We start from the raw sequence: 20,657 nt of genomic DNA on the forward strand, positions 1-20,657 counted from the left end.
CGACCGCCGATCCGATTCCAGGCGCTCAGCCCATGCCCGGCGAGCGCACCGTGCTCGATCCCACCGGCGAACGCTCCGAGGCCATCCGCGAGCTCAGCGCCCGGCCCCCCTCGTTGGACGGGCTCACAGTGGGCCTGCTCGACATCTCCAAGCCCCGCGGGAACGTGTTTCTCGACCGCATCGAGGCGGTGTTCGAGGAGCGGGGTATCAGCACCAAGCGCTACCGCAAACCCACGTTCACCAAACCGGCACACCCCGACCTGCGAGCCGAGATCGCCCGGGAGTGCGGGGCCATCGTCGAGGCGCTCGCCGATTGAGGCAGTTGCACGTCGTGCAGTGTGCACGACCTGGACGATCTGGAGCGACGGGGCGTGCCGTCGGTGTTCGTGGCCTCAACCGAGTTCATCGACGCTGCCGATACCCAACGGGCAGCCCTGGGGTCCGCGGTGCGTGGTGTCTTCGTGGCCCATCCCATTCAGGACCGCACCGATGAGGAGATGGCTGCGTTGGCCGACGGCGCCGTCGACGATCTGATCGCCGCCCTCACCGGTGGACCCTCACCATCTCCGGCCCCCTGATACACCACTCCCCGGCGCTCAACTTTTGTGGACCTCCGAATGGTCACCGGGCACCACGTGGCCATCCGCCAACCGGGCCGATCTGGCGCTGATCGCCAACCTGTCCCAGCGGATGCCGACTCCGGTGCCTCGCCTGGCGGTAGCAGCACACCTGCTGGACGCCGCCCATCCGGGCGATGCCCCGGCTACTGCTGCCCGGCGCCTGCTGCTCCTGGCACCGGCGCTGTTTGGGTCGCGACGCACCAGCGGCCGCTACGCCGGTCGTATCGCCGCCGCATGCGGTGCCCACCCGTCGGCACAGCTGCGTTTCCGAGGGCCGGCCAGGACCCCATGACGCCCGACTTCCCGTCAGACCTCGGCCCGACCGGGTTCTCCACGCTCCAGGTGGGTACCCGTCTGGTTGGCGATTTTCCGGAGGAGTAGGAAGGACCCATGGATTGGTGGATGCCACCCGGCGACGCGTTGGCGAGGCTGGCGTTCACGCGGGGCCTGGCGCTCGTCTACCTGATCGCATTTGTCGCTGCGCTGCGACAGTTTCGCCCGCTCCTTGGCGAGCGGGGGCTGCTGCCGATCCCCCGCTTCATCGCAATCACCCCGTTCCGGCGGAGCCCCAGCGTGTTTCACGTGCACTACAGCGACCGGTTCTTTGCCGCTTCCTGCTGGGCCGGCATCGCGCTGGCCACGCTGGCGCTGGTTGGCCTGGTCGAACGATCACCGATCTGGACCTGGGTGCTGGTATGGGCGACGTTGTGGGCGCTCCAACTCTCCATCCTCAACGTCGGGCAGCGCTGGTACGGCTTTGGCTGGGAGATCCTGTTGGCCGAAGCCGGATTCCTTGCGATCTTCGTGGGGCCGGCGCACGTGGCCCCGCCGCTGGTGATCATGTGGGCCCTGCGTTGGCTGTTGTTTCGGGTTGAGTTCGGCGCCGGGCTGGTGAAGCTGCGGGGTGACCGATGCTGGCGCGATCTGACGTGTCTCGATTTTCACCACGAAACCCAGCCGATGCCCAACCCGTTCAGCCGCTCCTTTCACCGCCTGCCATCCAAGCTGCACCGGGTGGAGGTGCTGGCCAACCACGTCACTCAACTGGTGGTGGTGTTCGGGCTGTTCGCGCCCCAGCCGATAGCCACTGTTGCCGCGATGATCATCATCGTCACGCAGGGGTGGCTGATGCTCAGCGGCAACTTTGCGTGGCTCAACCTGCTGACCGCAGTGCTGGCGCTCGGCGCGTTGGACGGGCGGCTTCTGGCATGGCTGCTTCCGGTGGGGCAACCGATCGATCTGTCCAAACCCGCTTGGTTTGGCATCCTCACCGCTGCGGTTGCCGTGGGGCTGGTGGCGCTCAGTTACCAGCCGGTTCGAAATCTCCTGTCCAAACGGCAGCAGATGAACGCCAGCTTCGACTCGTTGCGCCTGGTCAACACCTACGGAGCGTTCGGCAGCGTCACCAAGGAGCGGCGCGAGGTGGTGTTCGAGGCCACCGATGACCCAAGCCCGGGCCCCGAGACCGTGTGGTTGGAGTACGAGTTCAAGGCCAAGCCCACCGACGTGTCCCGACGCCCCCCGCAGTTTGCGCCCTACCACCTGCGTCTCGACTGGCTGATGTGGTTCGTCGCGATCTCACCGGCCTACGGCGCCGGATGGCTGCAGCCGTTCGTCGAGCGCCTGGCCGCCAACGACCCCGGGACGCGTTCGCTGCTGCGCCGCTGTCCGTTTGAAGCTGAAGGCCCCGCCTTCGTTCGCGCTCGCCTGTATCGGTACCGGTTCACCAGCCGCGATGAGCGCCGGGCCACCGGCAACTGGTGGCACCGCACGTACATCCGGGAGTTGATCCGACCCGTCGGGGCGCCCCCGACCCGCTACTCGCCCCGGTAGTCGCCGAAGCTCCAGAGGTTGCCCTCGGCATCGGCGACCGTGCCGCCACGCCCCCCGTAGTCCTGGCCCTCCATCTGCCGAAACACCGAGGCGCCGGCAGCAACCGCCCGCTCAAACGCCTGATCCGGGCCGGCCGTCACCACGTAGACCGCACCTCCTCCGGTGGGGCGTTGGGAAAATTCGTTGCCGTCACGCCCGGCGGTACCCAACATGACACCGCCCCCCTCGGGCCACCGCAGCTGGCAGTGCTCGATCACCGAGGCGTCTTCATCGTTCGGCACGACGATGGCGGCGGTGAAGCCGACCGCTTTCAAAAACTTGATGGCAGCAGGTGCGTCGTTGTAGATCAGTGTGGGCCAGACCATGCTGGGCGTTTCGGTGATGTTGTTCTCCATGTGCCCACCATGCCACCGCCCCACGTCGATGTCTTGAACAAATGTGACCTTGGCGATTACGCCGAGTCGTCGAGCAACACCAGGGTGTCATCGCGCATCCAGCGGGTGGGCGATGAGCCCGCAAACGCGGACCACTCCCGGGTGAGGTGCGCCTGGTCGGCGTAGCCACACGCAGCGGCCACGCCGGACAGCGATGGGCGGGTCGGCGCCTGGATCAACCCCTTGGCCCGCTCAAAGCGAAGTACTCGGCTCATCACCTTCGGGGTCAAGCCGAAGGTGGAGGTGAATCGTTGGCCCAGGTGGCGTCGGCTCCAACCGACCTCGTCGGCCAACCGGCCAACCGGCATCAGGCCGTGGCTGCCCACGATCAGCGACCATGCGTGCTCGAGTTCGCTCGGCAGCGAAGTGTCGAGGCACACTTGCCGAAGGAACACGTCATCGAGGACCTCCCATCGTGCGGCCCAGGTGGTGGCTTCCGACAGGCGGTCGACGAGCTCCGCAGAAAACGTCGGGACGATGGCATCGAGGTGGACCACCGAAGACGCGAGTGCCCCCGCAGGTACCCCGAAAAGCGCCGCAGCACCCCGCGGGGTCACCCCCAACTGCACACCGTGTTGACGGCCATCGTGTCGAACGACCGCAGGGGCATCGTGGAGTCCGCCCAGCATCGCCCAGTAGGTGTCCCGATGGGGCCCGTCGATGGCCGTCGTCACGTCGAGTGGCTCGTCGAACGCCACGATGAACGTCAACGACCGGGAGGGCAGCCCCATGTGCAGGCCGGGCTCGGCGCCGACGATGCGATACCCGGAATACTCCGAGACGTACGGCCGCAGACGCGCATGCGGCAATCCCGTCGCAAACTCGTTGATCAGCACTCCCACACGATCACCTTATGGCTCCCCTCAAGCGACGGCAGGGTCCCCGGCAAGCGTCACGATCGACGCGGAGACCGCAACCAGCCCGTCGGCCTCCAGCTGCGTGAGGGCCTCGACGACCCGCACGTCAAGGGGTTCTGCGTGATGGGCTGCGCTGGGCGCCAGTGCCCGCACCGACGAGGCGATCACGTCGTCGGTGGTGGCACCACCCTCGGCGAGCACGTCCAGCACACGACCGCGAACCTCGCGCATCGACCCCCGGTATGGGGCTTGGCGCACCGACACCCCCGCCGACTTGGCGGCCGGATCGGGGTTTGTCCACCCGTCCAGCGCCCAGCGGCACGAGATGGCCAGAGCGCAGTCGTGGCATCGGGGCACCGGTCGGCACAACAACGCCCCCACATCGAGCATCGCCTGGTTCCACGCCCATCCCTCACCCGCCGGCACCCACGCGTCTGCGGCGACCTGCGCGGCGCGGGCGCCCAGACGCCGGCCGCCGACGCGGGCCAGGATGCGGCCGGTGTTGGTGTCGACCACGCCAACGTCGGCCTCGTGGGCGAACGCCAGGACCGCCCGGGCGGTGTAGGGGCCAATACCGGGTAACGCCAGCAGTCCTTCCAGGGTGTCGGGTAGTGAACCCCCCAACCCCGGGTCGGCTACCACCACCTGGGCGCTGCGGTGCAGGTTGGCCGCCCGGCGGGGGTAGCCCAACCCCTGCCAGGCCCGCAGCACGTCGGCCAATGACGCAGCCGCCAGCACCGCCGGTGTTGGCCAGCGTTCAAGGAACTCGTGCCAGCGCGGTACCACGCGGTTCACCTGGGTCTGTTGCGCCATGATCTCGGCGATCAGCACGGCCCATGGGTCGCGGGTGTCTCGCCATGGCAGGTCGCGCCGATGCCGGTCCCACCAGCTCAGCACCAGCCCCTGCGCTGCGGCCGAGATCATCGGTTCAGGCGGCACCAGTAGATCTGGGTGTTGTAGGGGATGGTGATCTGGTCACGGCCCCTGGTGTCGGGGTGGGTGGCCAACAGCTCGGCCACCGCGTCCAGCGCATGCTGGTGACGCTCGGGCGGTAGGGCAGCGATGAAGCTGGTGGAACGCGTGCGCTCAATCACGAGCTCCGGAGTGCCGGTTTGGCCTTGCGGAACCTCCAGATGCTCCAAGGGCGTGAACAGCCCGCTCTCGGCCACCACGTCCTCCCACAACAGCTCGCGGTGGTCCTGATATGGGCGGCCGCCACCCAGATCAGCCACCAGGTCGCCCCACTGGCGCATCCAGTCGACGTTCTCGTCTCGGGCGTTCCACACCATCAGCAACACGCCACCGGGCTTCAGCACCCGGGCGATGTCGGTCAGTGCCGGTTGGGGGTCAAACCAATGGAATGCCTGACCGACGGTGACCGCATCGACCGACCGATCGTCGAGTGGCAGGTGCTCTGCGGTGCCATCGAGGATGTCGACGCCAGCCTTGGCCAGCTGCCGCTCAAGCTCCTCGCGCATGCCCCCCACCGGCTCGACGGCGGTCACCCGGTAGCCGCTGTCGAGCAGCTGCCGGGTGAGGATGCCGGTGCCGGCGGCCAGGTCGCAGACGTGTACGTCCGGCGTAGGCGGCAGCAGGCTCGTGAGGGTCTCCATCACTGCCGCTGGATAAGCCGGACGCACCTTGGCATAGGAGCCCGCCTGTCGGCCGAACCCCACCGCAGCGGCCGGTTCCACCCCGTCGCGGTGCAGGTCTGCCGCATCCAACTCGACGTTTCCGTTTTTCTCGGTGTCGGTCACCCCGGTCCCCATCGCCCGATCCTACGACGCCGCATCACTCGGGTGGCCCGGATCTCATGGCTTTCTTTGGCAGTCCTGTCCCGGGTCTCGGAGGCGACGAACGATCCGATCCCGGGGCGACCGACCGTTTACTCCCCGATGTGTCATGGCAGCTCGACCTCTGCGGACACGATGTCGGCGTTATCGCCAAAGTCGGTGACGCCGAGCTCGATCTGGAGGAGGGTTCCCGAGGCGAGGGGGCGGAGCTCGTAGGACAGGCTCGGCAGATCGGCGAACAGGCCGACGCCGCTCGTCGGTTCCCAGGTTTCGCCCCCATCATCGTCGAGGACCAGGACCTCGGGAACGACGATGCCTTCAGGGCTCGTCTGCAGCTCGCCGTATCCACCGGTGTTTTCGTGGTAGGCGTAGTAGGTCTCTTGCAGGACGTCGCCCGATTCGGTGTCGAAGGTGATCGAGAGCAGCGCATCCTGGTAGTCGCTGCCACCGGCCTCGTCGTCCGGTCCGTAGTAGGCGATCGGGACGTCGATGGTCCCGACCTCGTCGTCCTCCTCGAACTGGAGGTCGACGTACGCCCGGGCTTCGTCCTCCCCGTCGGAGATGACCAGCTCGGTGAGGTCGTAGGTCCCCTGGGCGGTGCCGTCGTCGAAGCTCGTCGCCGGTTCCTCGCCGAGGTAGGTGACCGTGCCGTCGTCGCCGACGACCCCATAGCGGATGAACGAGTCGGCAACGTTCGGCGTCGTTGCGGACTCGATTTCGGCCTGGATGTTGACACCGTCGTCGTCGAAGAACACCTCGGGTTCCGCGTCGACGAATCGGGCCTGGTCGGTGTCGGGAATCTCGGCGCCGGAGCCGTAGTAGCCGTCGAGGAAGGCGGACCACGGGCCGGTCGACGGCGCGTCCTCGTAGCCGGCGTCGTAGTAGTCGACGGCCGGCGGGAAGTAGATGGTCATGCCCGACGCGCCGAGGTTGGCCGGGCTGTCGATCGACTGGACCACCACGTCGTTCAGCGACTTCTCGACCTCGTCGGTGAACTCCGACAGGTCGAGGGACTCGACGCCGATCTGGGAGGCCAGCATGCGCAGGTCGACCACGTGCGAGGCTTCGGTTTCGTCGGGTGAGCGGCCGAACTCCAACGTTGAGGCACGCTCCCTACCCACCACAGGCGCAACGTTGGCCCCGCGCTCGGTGAGGGCACCGGCAAAGTCCTCGATCGCCTGGTCGAGGGCGCCCATCTTGGTCAGATCGAGGAGCGAGAGGGTGATGTCCTGTTCGGTATCGGACTCGACGGCCTGTTCGGCAAACCCCTCGATCACCGCTCGCCCGAACGTGTCGGCATCGACCTCGTCGGCGAGCACCTGGAACGACCGGTAGTCCCAGCCATGGCCAGGTTCGAGCTGCTCCGAGGCGATCATCCGGTCGGCGAACGGCGCCATGGCGCTCGCCACCTCGTAGCTGGCCATAAGGCAGGCGTCGAAGCCGAGGACATCGAGCCGCTCGACGCCCGCAGCTTCCAGGCCATCGCCGAGCGCGGTCTGCAGCTCGGCGAGCTCGAGGCTGTCGTCGAAGGAATCGTCAGGACCGATCCCGGGCCACGATGCGCCGTGATCGGAGATCACCAGGCCGTAGTGATCAGCGGGGTTCTCCTTGATCGATTCGCTGATGAAGTCCGCCAGCAACGCGGGGTCGCCGGTGTTCACGTCGCCGAGTTCGCTCAGGGTGCTGAACTCGCCGTTCCCCAGCCGCAGAATCCTCGCTCCGGCCCAGTCACCCTGGTCACCGAGAGCCACTTCGGACTCCTCTTCGCTGCGATCGACCAGGGCAACGATGTTGGGACCGTCGTCGGATTCGACCTCCGCGAGCTCCTCGAGGTCCACCATCATGAACTCCTCGAGGTTGTTGTCCGCCATCGAGTACTGAAGGATCGTCCAGCTCCCGTCTTCGGCGGCGGCGTCCTCGCCGCGTGCCGATGGCTCCCCGGATATCGAGGCGTCGTCGGTGCGACTGCAGGCACCTGCCAACATCACGAACACAAGCCCGACCACCGCTGCGCGTCTCACGTCATCGACTCCTCTCGCCCCGGAGGTGCCAGCGACTCACGCAGAACATAGCTCGACACGTGAGGTGGCGGTCAGGTCGAGCTGGATCCTGTGAACCGCCGGAGAAGATCCGTCGCGAGTCCCGCTGATTGCGTCTGGGAACACAAGGCTACCCACCCGTAACATGGCCCGATGACCGACGTCGCTGCACCCCCCGTCACCCCCGACCTCGCCGCCGCCGCAGCCGCCCTGGATGTGGGCCAGGCCGTGATCGACTCGGCGGTCGGCAGGCTCGCCGAGCACGGCATCGACGCCAACCAGGTGTTGGCCTACGACGTCGCTCACGCCGCCGCCGCCCTGATGTGCGGTCGAGGCCTGCTCGACTACGGCTCGAAGGGCGACGACGAGGGCCGCATCACGGCGGCGTTCATCGCCGACGCATTGGCCGACCTGGGCGCCAAGCTGTTCGGCCGGGAGGCCGAGTGGGGGGTTGCGAACGACGCCCTCGACAATGCCCGAGATTTCGTCGCCACCTACCGGGCGTCCGATTTCCTCGCCTCCTTGGCCAACACCGACGGCCCCCGCCACCTCGGCGACGACTTCGAAATGGTGCAGGACGCCTTTCGGCGTTTCGCCGAGGACAAGATCATGCCGATCGCCGAAGAGATCCACCGCCACAACGGCGACATCCCCGAGGAGATCGTCACCGGCCTCGCGGAGATGGGGGCCTTCGGTCTGTCGATTCCGGAGGAGTACGGCGGCTACGCCTCGGGCGGCGCATCGGACTACATCGCCATGGTGGTCGCCACCGAGGAACTGTCCCGCGGTTCGCTCGGCGCCGGCGGCTCGCTGATCACCCGACCCGAGATCCTGGCCCGCGCCCTCGAGGCCGGCGGCACCGAGGAGCAGAAGCAGGAGTGGATGCCCAAGCTGGCAACCGCCGAGGTGATGAACGCGGTTGCGGTCACCGAGCCCGACTTCGGTTCCGACGTGGCCGGCGTGAAGGTGACCGCCACGCAAACCGACGGCGGCTGGCTACTGAACGGCGTGAAGACGTGGTGCACCTACGGCGCCCGCGCCGACGTGCTGATGGTGCTGGCCCGCACCGACACCGACCGCTCGGTGGGCCACAGGGGCCTGTCGATGTTCATCGTGCCCAAGGAGCGCGGCGATGGCCACGGCTTCGAGCTCACCCAGGAGAACGACTCCGGCGGTGGCAAGATGGAGGGCCGCCCGATCGACACGATCGGCTACCGCGGCATGCACAGCTACGAGGTGGCCATCGAGAACTGGTTCGTGCCCGCCGACAACCTCATCGGCCTCGAGGGCGGTGAGGGCCGCGGCTTCTACTACCAGATGGCGGGCTTCGAGAACGGTCGTCTTCAGACCGCCGCACGCGCAGTCGGCGTCATGCAGGCCGCCCTTGAGGCTGCCCGCGACTACGCCAACAACCGTGTGGTGTTCGGCGAGAACATCGCCGAGTACCAGCTGACCCAGGCCAAGCTGGCCCGCATGGCGGTCATCATTCAGGGCGCTCGCCAGTACAGCTACGAGGTGGCCAAACTGATGGCCAAGGGCGAGGGGGCCATGGAGGCCTCCATGGTGAAGGCGTATGTCTGCAAGGCTGCCGAGTGGGTCACCCGCGAGGCGATGCAGATCCACGGCGGCATGGGCTACGCCGAGGAGTACACGGTGAGCCGCCTCTTCGTCGACGCCCGGGTGCTGTCGATCTTCGAGGGCGCCGACGAGGTGCTCTGCGTCAAGGTGATCGCCCGCCAATTGGTCGGCCGCCACAACGCCGACAAGTAGTCGCCCTCGGGTAAGCGCCGCTCAGCCGGCTGATGCAACCAAGCGGAACTCGCACTGTGGCCCTGGCGCGTCCGCCAGTCGGCGATCCGCAGTGATGAGCGGGCACTCCAGCAACTCCGCCAGCACCACGTAAGCGGCGTCGTACGGGATCATGGTAAGGCGCAACTCAAACGCGCTGGGGAAAGCGGGAGCGCGGGGTACCTCGCCATCTCGAGTTGCCACAACGCGTCCACGCCGTCGGCGAACTCCTCATCGGTCAGCTCGTGCCCCCAACCAGTGCTTGCGCATGACCGACATCGTCACCAGATCCACCAGATCCGGCGCCGCCAGACCCTCGCCGAAGAGCCGCAGCCCGGGCGGCGTCGCCGGCCGCTGATCCATCACCGTGCGTTCACAAGCACCGAAGCGTCGACGACGATCATCGCTCTGCCCTAATGCCACGGAGGTCGGCGACCGCCGCCTCGATGCCGATCGTGCCGGTCGCTCGCCGAGCAACCCGTTCCAGAAGCTCGTCGGACGTTGGGTGCGTTCCACCATGCGGGCCAACTGCATGGATAGGTAGCTCTGGACCGACTGCCCGCTTGCCTCGGCCCGTCGGCGCAGTTCTCGATGAACATCGTCGGGAAGATCTCTGATCAACCGTTCGTCATAGCTTGCATGTCGCAAGCACCCTTACAGGCTGTCAACCGAGTTGGGCGCCCTTATTCGGGGTATATTCGTCGTAATCGCCCTTGTGCTCTCAGTTACGGTCCCGTACGGTGACGGGATGAAGACCAAGCCTCACCTTTCTGGGTTCGTCAGCTACGCCCACGACGACGCCGTCTTGGCCGACACCTTCCTGAACTTGATGTCGCCCCGATGCAACATTCTCCGCCAATGCACCATTGACCCATGGTGCGACCGTCGCCTATTGGTCGGTCAGACTTGGAAGTCCGAGATTGAGGCTGCGATCGAGGTGGCCGATTTCGGACTTCTGCTGCTCTCCCCTTCGTTCCTCGCCAGTCCCTTCATCGTCGGTGTTGAACTCCCCGGGCTCCTCAGGCGGCCAGGCAACCTCATCATTCCCGTGGGGTTGGAATCGATTGACCTCGGCCGCGCCGACCTGCGGAAGCTTGACCACTTACAGATCTTTCGTCTGCTCTTGAAGGGAGAACCGGACCCGAGGTGGTTTAGCGAGCTCGGGGGCAATAATCGCAAGCGATTCTGCGAGGACCTATTAGGGCAGATGGTGGAGCGGTTCGAACGGGAAGGCCTGATCGATGAGTAAGCCGCTCCTCTGGCCAGCAGGCGTGGTCCGCCTGACCGCTGGCCAGGCAGAGTCTGCCCTTCGTCAGTTGGTGGCTGAACTCGACGAGGCCAAGGTCCTCCACCGGCGGGCCATTGCCCTGCTCAGCGCTGTAGCCGCCTCCGCGCCTCACCTGGCCACCTTTGACTACGAGTTACTCGTAGAAGGGACCGTTGGTGCAGGTGAGGTGGACGCTTTTCGCAAGTTCAGGGGAGACCTCAACGACGCCGCCAAAGAACAAGGCTTATCGCTGTCGCTCGAAGCGGACACCAACCGCAAGAGCGGTGCTACGGGCCGACAGTGTTGGTTCGAAGGTGCACCGCTGACGGCTCAACAGATCGAGCGTTCTTCATCGGCAACCACCACCCAAGGTCCAACCGTTCCATCGGACGGGCTCCCCCAAGAGGCGGTCGAGACCCGTCGGCGAGCTGCAGCCGCAAGGACCACCTTGAGCGTGCATATCGACCACGCCGCTGACCAACTCGATACCGCTCGAAAACTTGGCGAGTCGCTCGGTCTTCGGTTGGGGTTACTGCCGCAGTTCATCATCAACGACGTGTCGTCCATCGTGACGACATGCGAACTTCTAGGCGGTCAGGAGTTCTCCCAAGTTCAGACGCGCCGAGATGAGGCAGACGTCATCGTCGTGATCCTCAGTTACTCCTGGCTGAAATACAACAGCACCCATGCGCCCTGGTCGGCCAATCAATTCGTCGTCCCCATTTGTGGCGAACTGGTGCCAACTGCCCTCACGAATGGGATTGTCCATCTGGGCAAGGAAACTGCGCTCGGGGTGTTTCGGCCGACGGAGAGCTGGCCCAAACAAAAGGAGCGACAAGGCAGGTTTGCAGATGCGCTTGTGGAGCACCTCGCCACAGAACTGCCCAAGCAAGCTCCGAGGGATAGTCAGCAGCGGTTCGACCGAGATACGCCGCTCGAACACGGAACCCACATCCCTGGCGAGGGTGTCCGGTTTGACTTAGCGGCGCGTGGCGCCGACTGGGCGGCGTCTGCTGCGTTCAGATCGCGCCGTCCCGACGCGGTGCAGGTAGTGGACTTCCTCGAACGGTGGGCCTGCTCGGCCGAGTACAAGCCCTACGGGGTGATCCTTGGCGAAACCGGAAGCGGAAAGACGACAGCAGCCAAAGTGTTGAACAATCGCCTCAACGCTCGTTGGCGGTCGCAGTCACCGGGCGACCGGGAATTGGCACCGCTCTCGATCTATCTCGACCTTCGTTTGGTGGACACGACACATAGACGCTCACCAGACCTGCATTCGCTGATCAACAACGTCATCGCCAAGGTTTGGTCAACCGACGAGGCTCGTTCCATCGACTCCGAGTCGGTGCTTGACCAGGTTCGGAACCATGGTGCTCTGCTGATTTTCGACGGCCTCGACGAAGTGCTGGTACATCTGGACGACCAAGAAGGCCGAGACTTTGTGCGGCAGCTGTGGCGAGCACTCCCACCACCACCTGCTGTCGACCCACCGAAACATGGTGGTTCACCAGGTCGCCTGCTCCTGACCTGCCGCACCCACTATTTCCCGAGTATCCATGCCGAGAGGTCCTTTCTAGGGGGTGAGGACAGGGAGGGCGGAATCGAAAAGCGCTACGAGGCAGTCCACCTGCTCCCATTCACCGAAACTCAGGTTCGTGCCTACTTCGACCACTTCCTTTCTCAAGCGAGCTCGTCCGGCACCGACAACGCGCTGCCCAGGCTGAGCACCGAGGCGGCCATGTCGCTACTGGCGGAGATTCACAACCTCACCGAGTTGGCGGAACGCCCGTACAACCTGTTGTTGATCGCCAGTCAGGTTGAACGGTTGGAGCAGGTCCGCGCTTCGGGGCGAGTGGTCAGTCTGTCAACCCTGTATGAGGGCTTCGTCACCGACTGGCTGCACCGCGACGATGGCAAGCATCAGTTCGACATCCCCCAAAAGCGGCTACTGATGGAACGACTCGCCGCGCAGCTCTGGCGAGACGGAACCCGCTCCATGAATTACGCGGCGCTCGATGAGTGGCTGTCCGTTCAGTTGGACGAGGTGCAATCGCTTCGTCGCTGGTTCCAACAGCAGCGACCCGATCTGAGCAGGCTGATAGAAGATCTCCGGACGGCCACCTTCGTGGTGCGCCCTGGGGTGGACCGATTTGAGTTTGCTCACAGCTCACTCCTGGAGTTTTTCCTTGCTTCACATCTCGCGCGAGGGCTCACTACGGGTGACCCAGAGACTTGGTCCGTACCCCAACCGTCAGATGAGACCCTCACGTTCCTGGTCGACCTCATGGGTTCGCTAGCGCAGGACCCCGAGCGGACCGAGGAATTTGAGGCAGCCAAGCGGACGTTGCAGTCGCTAGGGGACAGCTACACGCCTCGGGCAACCGAACTGGCTTTTCGCTACTGCGTGATGGCGCCACGGTCGGGTGCTCCCGCTCGGGCCCTCGCCGGATTTGATCTCGCCGGGGCATCGCTCAGGCATCTGAATTTACACGGGCTGTCAGACCATCTTCTCAACATCAGCGGCTGCGACTTACGGGGCGCCGACCTGCGGGACATGCACATCAGTCGCGCCCGCTTTGACCATTCTGATCTCGCCGACGCCCGCTTGGACCGAGCAGAACTTCATGGGTGTTCGCTACATCAAGTGCAGATGAAGAACGCTGGCCTGTCCGGAACCATCTTCCGAGACTGCCGCCTCACCGCCCTCGGTTTGGACGCTGCGCGCACCAACCGAACCCGGCTGCTGCGATGTGACACGACCGATGCAACCCGTTCAGCACATTCGGCGCCAGCACTTCTCCAGGCGTTGAATGTCACTTCTGGCGAAATCACCCCGGCAACTCCTTCTGTCTCCTACGGGGCGCTTCGTGCATTCCCCAGAGGCCACACCGGCCTGGTGTTGGGGGTGGCGTACTCCCCCGACGGCACCCGCATCGCCACCGCCAGCGACGACGACACCGCCCGCATCTGGGACACCACCACCGGCGAAACCCTCCACACCCTCACCGGCCACACCAGCCCGGTGTGGGGGGTGGCCTACTCCCCCGACGGCACCCGCATCGCCACCGCCAGCGGGGACAACACCGCCCGAATCTGGGACACCACCACCGGCGAAACCCTCCACACCCTCACCGGCCACACCAGCCCGGTGCCGGGGGTGGCCTACTCCCCCGACGGCACCCGCATCGCCACCGCCAGCGACGACAACACCGCCCGCATCTGGGACACCACCACCGGCGAAACCCTCCACACCCTCACCGGCCACACCAGCCCGGTGCGGGGGGTGGCCTACTCCCCCGACGGCACCCGCATCGCCACCGCCAGCCGGGACAACACCGCCCGCATCTGGGACACCACCACCGGCGAAACCCTCCACACCCTCACCGGCCACACCAACCCGGTGCGGGGGGTGGCCTACTCCCCCGACGGCACCCGCATCGCCACCGCCAGCGACGACGACACCGCCCGCATCTGGGACACCACCACCGGCGAAACCCTCCACACCCTCACCGGCCACACCAGCCCGGTGTGGGGGGTGGCCTACTCCCCCGACGGCACCCGCATCGCCACCGCCAGCTGGGACGACACCGCCCGCATCTGGGACACCACCACCGGCGAAACCCTCCACACCCTCACCGGCCACACCGGCCTGGTGTTGGGGGTGGCGTACTCCCCCGACGGCACCCGCATCGCCACCGCCAGCGACGACGACACCGCCCGCATCTGGGACACCACCACCGGCGAAACCCTCCACACCCTCACCGGCCACACCAGCCCGGTGTGGGGGGTGGCGTACTCCCCCGACGGCACCCGCATCGCCACCGCCAGCGGGGACAGCACCGCCCGCATCTGGGACACCACCACCGGCGAAACCCTCCACACCCTCACCGGCCACACCAGCCCGGTGTGGGGGGTGGCGTACTCCCCCGACGGCACCCGCATCGCCACCGCCAGCGACGACGACACCGCCCGCATCTGGGACACCACCACCGGCGAAACCCTCCACACCCTCACCGGCCACACCAGCCCGGTGTGGGGGGTGGCCTACTCCCCCGACGGCACCCGCATCGCCACCGCCAGCTGGGACGGCACCGCCCGCATCTGGGACACCACCACCGGCGAAACCCTGCGATCTCACCATCATCTGGACCACCAATCCACTGCTACGTTCTCGGACTCGGGGGACCTGTTATGGGCAGAGGGAGACGCCTGGCGGTACCTCGGTTACCTGGCGAACTTGCCCGATGGGCAGCAGGTCCGCCTACCCGCCGAAACCTTCGGACCTCTCCCGGGTACCGGCCCCGGGCCGTTTGCTGCGCGGGTACCGTAACCCTGACCGACCCACTTGATCTCAGCGCGTTACCACCAACCCGGCCGCTGCGAGGACCGCTGGGATCTGGCGGATGGGGGCCAAGTCCTTCTCCTGCTCGGACGCGGGCAGCTCGTCCCACGGGAGCAGGCTGGGATGACGCAGGTCTGCCCCTTCCAGAATCAGCTCCGGACCGAAGCGGTAGCCCTGCTCACGCTTCTGATGTGACCACCGGTCATGTTCGGCGATTCCCATTCTTTCGATGTAGGCCTCCCCCAGGCGGACGGGTTCGCTCGTGAACGAACTTGTCGCCACGACCCTCAGCGCAAGGGAGTGCAGCTTTGAGATGTTGTCCCGCGCCTGGTCCCGGTTCTGGGCTCGAAACCTCTCGTCGAGCTCTGCCCAAGGGCGCAAGGCAGGAAGGTTCGCCTGCTCGGCCTGCTCGGCCAGATAGTGGTCGTGGATCGCTTGGGCCATCACCTCGATGGTCTCGTCCGGGGGCATCTCAACCGGGCCGACGCCGCGATCGGACTCCCAGTGACGAGGGATTGCCATCAAACCCTCGCGCTGCAGCTCGTACAGCAGCTGGGAGGGGTCCTCTGCAAGACCGGGCAACGAGCGGAGGAGCCGGGCGGTGTGCTGGTCGACGTACCTGGGCAGTCGGCCTCGCTCGGCGGGTTGCAGGTCCGATTCGGGCACCACGGCCCACCCCTCGTCAAGCAAGATCGCAACCGCCCGCCGCACAGCATCCGCCGACGGACGCGAGGGCGGCTGTCCAGAGCGCGACGCCCGCGCAGCCGCTATTCGGCCGAACGGTCCGTGCAGCGTCCCCGCCATGGCCGCCGCCGACAGCGACACCTGGCGCAGGTCGACCGGCGAACCGTCGGCAGGGCATCCGGTCGTCGCCCACGGCAGAGCGAAGCCGTGCGTCGTCCACACCACGCTCCCCCGGCGCCGCAGCGCCGCCTCCATCGCCAGCCGGGTCGACATCTCCTCGTCATGCAGATCGATCACCAGGTGGTCCGGCGCACCCGGTTGGAAGATGTCATCGATCCGGTCGACGACATCCACCACGACCCGATGGTTGTCAACGATCTGGGCCTCGCGCTCACTCCCACCGGGCCGCACCCGCAGGATGCATGGTCTGACGGCGCCTCCCCGAAGCGCCGAACGCGTGAAGGCCCGCACCAACTGGGCGGTCACCCGGTCACACGTGGGAGTGTCACCCACGATCGAGACGGCCCAACCCCGATCCGACCCGTGGGAACCGACCAACTCGTCGGTCACGCTGGCGGAGATCAACAACGCGTCCAGTTCCTCCGGGCAGACAAAATCGATGTCGGCGTCGGGCCGTTTGCCCGCCACCGCCACCGCCATCCGACCGCTTAGCTCGATGTCGTCCAACTCAACCACCAGGCTGCAGCCCGCCTCGGGGAGACCATGGTCGAGCGCTCCCCGCAGCGCCGACAACGTCAGGTCGTCCCGGCCGAGGGCCAACACGATCCGGCGTGCGGCCCGTGCCGGGGTGACGGCAACCCACTCGATCGGGGTGGGCGTCGCCGGCAATCCGATGACGGTCGGCCCTAAGGCCGAACCGTCCTGTCCGATATGCACGATCAACTCGGTGCCGTCGCCCAGTCCTCGATCGTCAGCAGAGCCCTGGAGGTATGGACGCACCCGCTCCGTCGGACCAACCACGAGCACGTGGCCCGATGCCCTCGACGCAGCCCAGCGGCGAATTCGCTGAGCGGAGCCCACCAGCAACACCTCCACCAACACGCCGAAGGTGACCAGCGGCGCCAACATCCGCGCAACACCGAGCTGCCATGGGACGGGCGCAACATCGGCACCGTTGATGAACAGGTTCATCGTGCCGTAAAGCCACTCCGGCCAGCCCAGCCCGACATCGGGGTGCTGCCCCGAATACCGGGCGAAGCCCCACCACCCGAACACCACGGTGACCAGTCCGACCAGCGCCAAGGCGGTTCGCCTCACCGCCACCGCATGGTCGCCCATGGAGCTCAGGCGAGCCAGCAGCACCGACCACCCACCAGCAGGCCGCAACGCCCACCCCGCCCTCATGGTGTCGCTTCCGTCAGCTGGCCCAGTCCGGCGCGGACGTGATGAGTTTCGATGGGGTTCAATTTACTCCCACGGTGTGCGGACAGCGCAGAGTTGGTCGGCCGAGCATTATTAGAAGGAGCACCCGTGGGAGCAGGAGTATTCGTCAGTTACCGCAAGGACGACGACCCCGGCTGGGCAGGCCGGGTGCGTGACTCGCTGGCTCACCACTTCGGCGACGACAACGTGTTCTTCGACGTCAACTCGATCCGTGCCGGTCAGCGTTGGGAGGATGCGCCATCGACTCGGCGCTGATCCAGTCGCAGTCGGTGATTCTTATCGTCGGCCCGAGGTGGTTGCGGTGCATCCAGGAACGGACCGCACGTCCCGAAATCGACTACCACCTGAGAGAGCTCACCATGGCACTCGACCGGGGGATTCCCGTTAACCCGGTTCGTGTCCACTCGGCGGCCATGCCAGACCTGGCGGACTTACCCGAGGAACTGAGGGCCAGGCTGCCGGCTGTCCAGTGGATGGAAGTGTACGAAGACCTGTTTGCGGCGAGCATGCAGCGGATCATCGCGGACATTGAGCATTCGACGGGACTCATCTCACCGACGGCGTACCTGCCGGACCATGTGAGTGTTGTCCTGATTAACACGTCCTCGAGCGCGTGCCCATGGATGAGGCCGAAAGGGCGAGGGACCTCTCAATCTGTCCCGGTGCGTGGTCGATACCCCGGCAGACCTTCGAGCCTCAGACACCGCAAGCCGAGTGCAAAGGCAGTTGCATGCTCCTCCGGCGTCCCACCAATGCCTATTCGCCCAGGCGTCTGAAGGCGGCGCCATAGCGGGGAAGCTCCTGATCGAGCACCCGGTCGAGGCCGGCCGCACGCGCCTTGATCACGGCGTCGGTCCGATCGAGCGCCGGCAGCTTCATCAGGATGTTGGAGACGTGGTTGGCCACGGTTCGGGGGCTGATCACCAGCGACCTGGCGATCGTCTGGTTGGCTTCGCCCCTCGCAAGATGGCCGAGCACCTCAAGCTCGCGGTCGGTCAGCATCGGGAAAGGCCGCTCCGCCACCGGAGCCGGATGTTGGTGGACCAGCCGTTCGACCATCCGGGAATCGAAGACGGCGCCTCCCGCGGCGACCGTGCGGATGGCGTGCGGCAGCTGGTCGGTGGTCGAGGCCTTGAGGATGTACCCCGACGCCTTGGCTTCGATCGCCGCGGCCAGGCTGGCGTCGTCCTCGACCATCGACAGCACCAGCACCACCACCTCGGGATGCCGTTCCAGCACCAGCCGGGTTGCGGTGATCCCATCCATGCCCGCCATGTTGACGTCCATCACCACCACATCCGGCCGGGTGGCCTCGACGACGGCCAGCAACGCTTCGCCGTCGGCGGCGTCGCCCACCAGCTCGAGGTCGTCCAGGGAGTCGAGCAGCGTGGCGATGCCCGTCCGGATCAACGCGTGGTCGTCGGCGACCACCACCCGGATCGTGGCGGGCTCACCCATCAGCTCACCGGCACCAGGCACGAGACGGTCGCCCCGCCGTCACCGCTGGCGATGTCGAACCGGCCGCCGAGGCGCTCGATGCGGTGCCGCATCGAGCCGACGCCCACACCGGGGGTGAAGCCACTACCCAGGCCGCCCCCATCGTCGCTGATGGTGAGCAACAGGTCACGGTCGCGTCGCAACTCGACGCAACAGGTCCGAGCTGCGGTGTGTCGCAGCACGTTGGTCACCGCCTCGCAGGCGACGGCCAGAACGGCCGATTCGATCGCGGCGGACAACGCCCCGAGGTCACCGATCGTCACCCGCATGTCCACCGGCCGAGCGCTGGTCAGGCTGGCGATGCGTTCCAGCAGCGCGTCTCGCAGCCCGGATGCGGCCACCACCTGATCGCCCAACTGGTTGATGTAGGTGCGGATCTCGTCCACCCCGTCCCGCAGCTCAGCCCGGGCGTCGTCCGCCAGCACCCGGGCCGTGTCGGGTCGACCAGCGTTCAGGTGATTGGAGATCGCGTCCAGCTTGAACACCACCGAGGTCAGCCGCGGCCCCAGCCCGTCGTGAAGATCTCGCTGGTACCGGGAACGCTCCTCGTCTTGAGCGATCAGCAGGCGGTCCCGGGCCACCTGGAGGTGATCCGCCGCCCGGCGCGCCGCCACGACGGCGGCGATGGCGTCGGCCAGCGAGTTGAGCAGCGGACGGTCGGCCTCGGTCAGGCCGTCGGTCCCCCGCCGCGCCGCAATCTGCAGTGTGCCGACCCGCTCCCCGAGGTGACGGAGCTCGAGCCGGTCGGCGGCGGGCAGGTCGGCGTCACCGACCAGAGCGAGCACATCGCCGTCAGCGGCCCTCACTGCGGCGCCCGGCAGCCGAAGCTCGGCGCAGATCGATGCGAGCAGACGGTCGAGGGCATCATCGGCGTCCGACGCCTCCGCCTGTCCGCGGCCGACCGATGCCAACACCGAGTACGGGTCGTCCCGCTGCCCGTAGAAGAGTCGGTTGACCCGGCGCCGGACCACCAGCGACAGCGGTCCGAAGGCAAAGACGGCCACCATCGCCCCCACCGTCGCCGGCAGCGGTCCGAACCCACCGACGGCCACGGCCGTGACCACCACCACCGCGCCGTACACCCCCAGTGCGACGGCCAACAGGGCTGCGGCCAACGCCGATCGCCGCAGCACCACCCCTGCCTCGTAGACGTCCCATTTCAGGATGGCCACCACCACCAGCATCTGAAACGCGAAGGTCGTGGTAACAGCTACGAACGGGCCGATCCACACCGGGAACACGACCACGAGTGGTAACACCAGCGAGCTGCCGACCGACAGAAGAAACACCCAGCGGTACTGACGCCGTTCGATGCCTGAGGCCCTCCACCAACGGGTGGCGATCAAGCCGAGAATCACCACGTTCAGCGCCAATCCCAGGACCAGATACGAGCCTCCGATCGAGTTGACGATGCCCTTGAGCCCCGGAATGCCCACCGGGTTCGGCGTGCTCACCGGGGCACCCCCGGGGTTGTCCGGCGTGGTCACGATCAGCCCCGGCCGCAACGCCGCAGCCAGCATCGAGACGCCCGTCGAGACCGCGACGATCCCGATCAGCAGCCGATCCAGCCGGCCGCGGGGCACCCGACGGGGAAACAGCACGACCACGACGGTGATCACGGAGTCGTGCACCAGCCACAGCCACGACACCACCCACATCGACCAGGCCACCAGCGCCCCGTGGTCCGGGTAGGCCACGCCGGCGATCCCGGCGGCCAGCCCGGTGACCGCCGTCGTCAGGCCCGCGACCAGGTACAGCCGGCCAATCCACATGCCGGGTCGGCGGCTCAGCAGCCACCAACCGGCCACGGCGAAGCCGGGGGTGAACGTGACGAAGATCCATTCGCCCACGAACTGCTCCGTCCCCTGTCGGACGCTCACGAGCACCAGCGGGATGGTGGCCAATGCGCACACGGACGTGACCGCAAGGGTCAGGACCCACGGCACCGGCAACGACGCAAGCGATCTGCGCAGCGGAGCCTCTCCCCCACGCAGCGGAGCCGCTCCGTGAGACAGCGCAGCTTGTACGGCCGGCTGGCCGTCGATGGTCATGTCGTCATCGTCGCACGGAGCGTGTCCGGTGTCACGGGAAAGGGTCAC

The 20,657-nt window shown here is 66.6% G+C and carries 16 protein-coding genes; 7 read left to right on the plus strand and 9 right to left on the minus strand.

The genetic code is table 11. From position 1 onward, the window contains the following. The first annotated feature begins 32 nt into the window (after positions 1-32). The 3 genes from MPARV_RS25875 (at position 33) to MPARV_RS0103105 (ending at position 2,453) form a co-directional block, all read left to right on the plus strand. Positions 33-578, plus strand: coding sequence for a UGSC family (seleno)protein (locus tag MPARV_RS25875; RefSeq protein WP_320408784.1), 546 nt, complete (start codon positions 33-35; stop codon positions 576-578). A gap of 25 nt (positions 579-603) precedes the next feature. Further along, positions 604-912, plus strand: coding sequence for a hypothetical protein (locus tag MPARV_RS0103095; RefSeq protein WP_020377196.1), 309 nt, complete (start codon positions 604-606; stop codon positions 910-912). Between the two features lie 98 nt (positions 913-1,010). Then, a complete protein-coding gene (locus tag MPARV_RS0103105) occupies positions 1,011-2,453 on the plus strand; it encodes a lipase maturation factor family protein (protein WP_020377198.1) in 1,443 nt (480 codons plus the stop codon). Here MPARV_RS0103105 and MPARV_RS0103110 read toward each other — a convergent pair. The 5 genes from MPARV_RS0103110 to MPARV_RS0103130 form a co-directional block, all read right to left on the minus strand. Next, complete coding sequence (locus MPARV_RS0103110; RefSeq protein ID WP_012225861.1) at positions 2,438-2,848, minus strand: VOC family protein; 411 nt, start codon at positions 2,846-2,848, stop codon at positions 2,438-2,440. The genes MPARV_RS0103105 and MPARV_RS0103110 overlap by 16 nt on opposite strands. A 56-nt stretch (positions 2,849-2,904) precedes the next feature. Beyond that, positions 2,905-3,729, minus strand: a complete 825-nt coding sequence (locus MPARV_RS0103115) for an AraC family transcriptional regulator (protein WP_012225859.1) — start codon at positions 3,727-3,729, stop codon at positions 2,905-2,907. A 21-nt stretch (positions 3,730-3,750) separates the two neighbouring features. Then, positions 3,751-4,668 carry an HhH-GPD family protein gene (locus MPARV_RS22095; RefSeq protein WP_100221216.1) on the minus strand — a complete coding sequence of 306 codons (918 nt, stop codon included), beginning with the start codon at positions 4,666-4,668 and terminating at the stop codon, positions 3,751-3,753. Continuing rightward, the gene (locus tag MPARV_RS0103125) at positions 4,665-5,513 is read right to left on the minus strand and encodes a class I SAM-dependent methyltransferase (RefSeq protein WP_020377201.1); all 849 of its coding nucleotides are present in this window, start codon (positions 5,511-5,513) and stop codon (positions 4,665-4,667) included. Before MPARV_RS0103125 ends, MPARV_RS22095 begins: the two co-directional genes overlap by 4 nt. A 131-nt stretch (positions 5,514-5,644) precedes the next feature. Then, complete coding sequence (locus tag MPARV_RS0103130) at positions 5,645-7,558, minus strand: clostripain-related cysteine peptidase (RefSeq protein WP_157789431.1); 1,914 nt, start codon at positions 7,556-7,558, stop codon at positions 5,645-5,647. Between the two features lie 171 nt (positions 7,559-7,729). On the opposite strand from MPARV_RS0103130, the gene MPARV_RS0103135 reads away from it, so the two are divergent. Continuing rightward, positions 7,730-9,346, plus strand: coding sequence for an acyl-CoA dehydrogenase family protein (locus tag MPARV_RS0103135; RefSeq protein WP_020377203.1), 1,617 nt, complete (start codon positions 7,730-7,732; stop codon positions 9,344-9,346). A gap of 249 nt (positions 9,347-9,595) precedes the next feature. On the opposite strand, the gene MPARV_RS25280 is transcribed toward MPARV_RS0103135, so the two are convergent. Further along, positions 9,596-9,985 carry a FitA-like ribbon-helix-helix domain-containing protein gene (locus MPARV_RS25280; protein WP_202948802.1) on the minus strand — a complete coding sequence of 130 codons (390 nt, stop codon included), beginning with the start codon at positions 9,983-9,985 and terminating at the stop codon, positions 9,596-9,598. A gap of 127 nt (positions 9,986-10,112) precedes the next feature. Here MPARV_RS25280 and MPARV_RS22110 point away from each other — a divergent pair, with 127 nt between their 5' ends. Beyond that, positions 10,113-10,613 (plus strand): toll/interleukin-1 receptor domain-containing protein, encoded by a 501-nt coding sequence (locus tag MPARV_RS22110; RefSeq protein ID WP_157789432.1) that lies wholly within the window; start codon positions 10,113-10,115, stop codon positions 10,611-10,613. Continuing rightward, positions 10,606-14,961 (plus strand): NACHT and WD40 repeat domain-containing protein, encoded by a 4,356-nt coding sequence (locus MPARV_RS22115; RefSeq protein ID WP_081582049.1) that lies wholly within the window; start codon positions 10,606-10,608, stop codon positions 14,959-14,961. The genes MPARV_RS22110 and MPARV_RS22115 overlap by 8 nt, the downstream gene beginning before the upstream one ends. A 21-nt stretch (positions 14,962-14,982) precedes the next feature. Here the strand turns inward: MPARV_RS22115 and MPARV_RS22120 are convergent, their stop codons facing one another. Next, positions 14,983-16,956: a RyR domain-containing protein gene (locus MPARV_RS22120; protein ID WP_051011873.1), complete on the minus strand. Its 1,974-nt coding sequence runs from the start codon at positions 16,954-16,956 to the stop codon at positions 14,983-14,985. A 192-nt stretch (positions 16,957-17,148) separates the two neighbouring features. Between MPARV_RS22120 and MPARV_RS24500 the strand changes: the two genes are divergently transcribed. Beyond that, complete coding sequence (locus tag MPARV_RS24500; RefSeq protein ID WP_012225839.1) at positions 17,149-17,316, plus strand: TIR domain-containing protein; 168 nt, start codon at positions 17,149-17,151, stop codon at positions 17,314-17,316. Positions 17,317-17,817: 501 nt separating this feature from the next. Here the strand turns inward: MPARV_RS24500 and MPARV_RS0103170 are convergent. Both MPARV_RS0103170 and MPARV_RS0103175 read right to left on the minus strand, forming a co-directional pair. Further along, positions 17,818-18,519: a response regulator transcription factor gene (locus MPARV_RS0103170; RefSeq protein ID WP_012225837.1), complete on the minus strand. Its 702-nt coding sequence runs from the start codon at positions 18,517-18,519 to the stop codon at positions 17,818-17,820. Next, a complete protein-coding gene (locus MPARV_RS0103175; RefSeq protein ID WP_020377210.1) occupies positions 18,519-20,657 on the minus strand; it encodes a sensor histidine kinase in 2,139 nt (712 codons plus the stop codon). The genes MPARV_RS0103170 and MPARV_RS0103175 overlap by 1 nt, the downstream gene beginning before the upstream one ends.

The sequence above is a fragment of the Candidatus Microthrix parvicella Bio17-1 genome, assembly GCF_000299415.1.
Taxonomy (GTDB): Bacteria; Actinomycetota; Acidimicrobiia; order Acidimicrobiales; family Microtrichaceae; genus Microthrix; species Microthrix parvicella.

Excerpts from the sequence above, each read along its gene's own strand:
- MPARV_RS0103170 (WP_012225837.1), bottom strand. The coding sequence starts at position 18,519 with ATGGGTGAGCCCGCCACGATCCGGGTGGTGGTCGCCGACGACCACGCG.
- MPARV_RS0103110 (WP_012225861.1), bottom strand. The coding sequence starts at position 2,848 with ATGGAGAACAACATCACCGAAACGCCCAGCATGGTCTGGCCCACACTG.
- MPARV_RS22120 (WP_051011873.1), bottom strand. The coding sequence starts at position 16,956 with ATGGGCGACCATGCGGTGGCGGTGAGGCGAACCGCCTTGGCGCTGGTC.
- MPARV_RS22115 (WP_081582049.1), top strand. The coding sequence starts at position 10,606 with ATGAGTAAGCCGCTCCTCTGGCCAGCAGGCGTGGTCCGCCTGACCGCT.
- MPARV_RS22110 (WP_157789432.1), top strand. The coding sequence starts at position 10,113 with ATGAAGACCAAGCCTCACCTTTCTGGGTTCGTCAGCTACGCCCACGAC.
- MPARV_RS22095 (WP_100221216.1), bottom strand. The coding sequence starts at position 4,668 with ATGATCTCGGCCGCAGCGCAGGGGCTGGTGCTGAGCTGGTGGGACCGG.
- MPARV_RS0103125 (WP_020377201.1), bottom strand. The coding sequence starts at position 5,513 with ATGGGGACCGGGGTGACCGACACCGAGAAAAACGGAAACGTCGAGTTG.
- MPARV_RS0103105 (WP_020377198.1), top strand. The coding sequence starts at position 1,011 with ATGGATTGGTGGATGCCACCCGGCGACGCGTTGGCGAGGCTGGCGTTC.
- MPARV_RS0103135 (WP_020377203.1), top strand. The coding sequence starts at position 7,730 with ATGACCGACGTCGCTGCACCCCCCGTCACCCCCGACCTCGCCGCCGCC.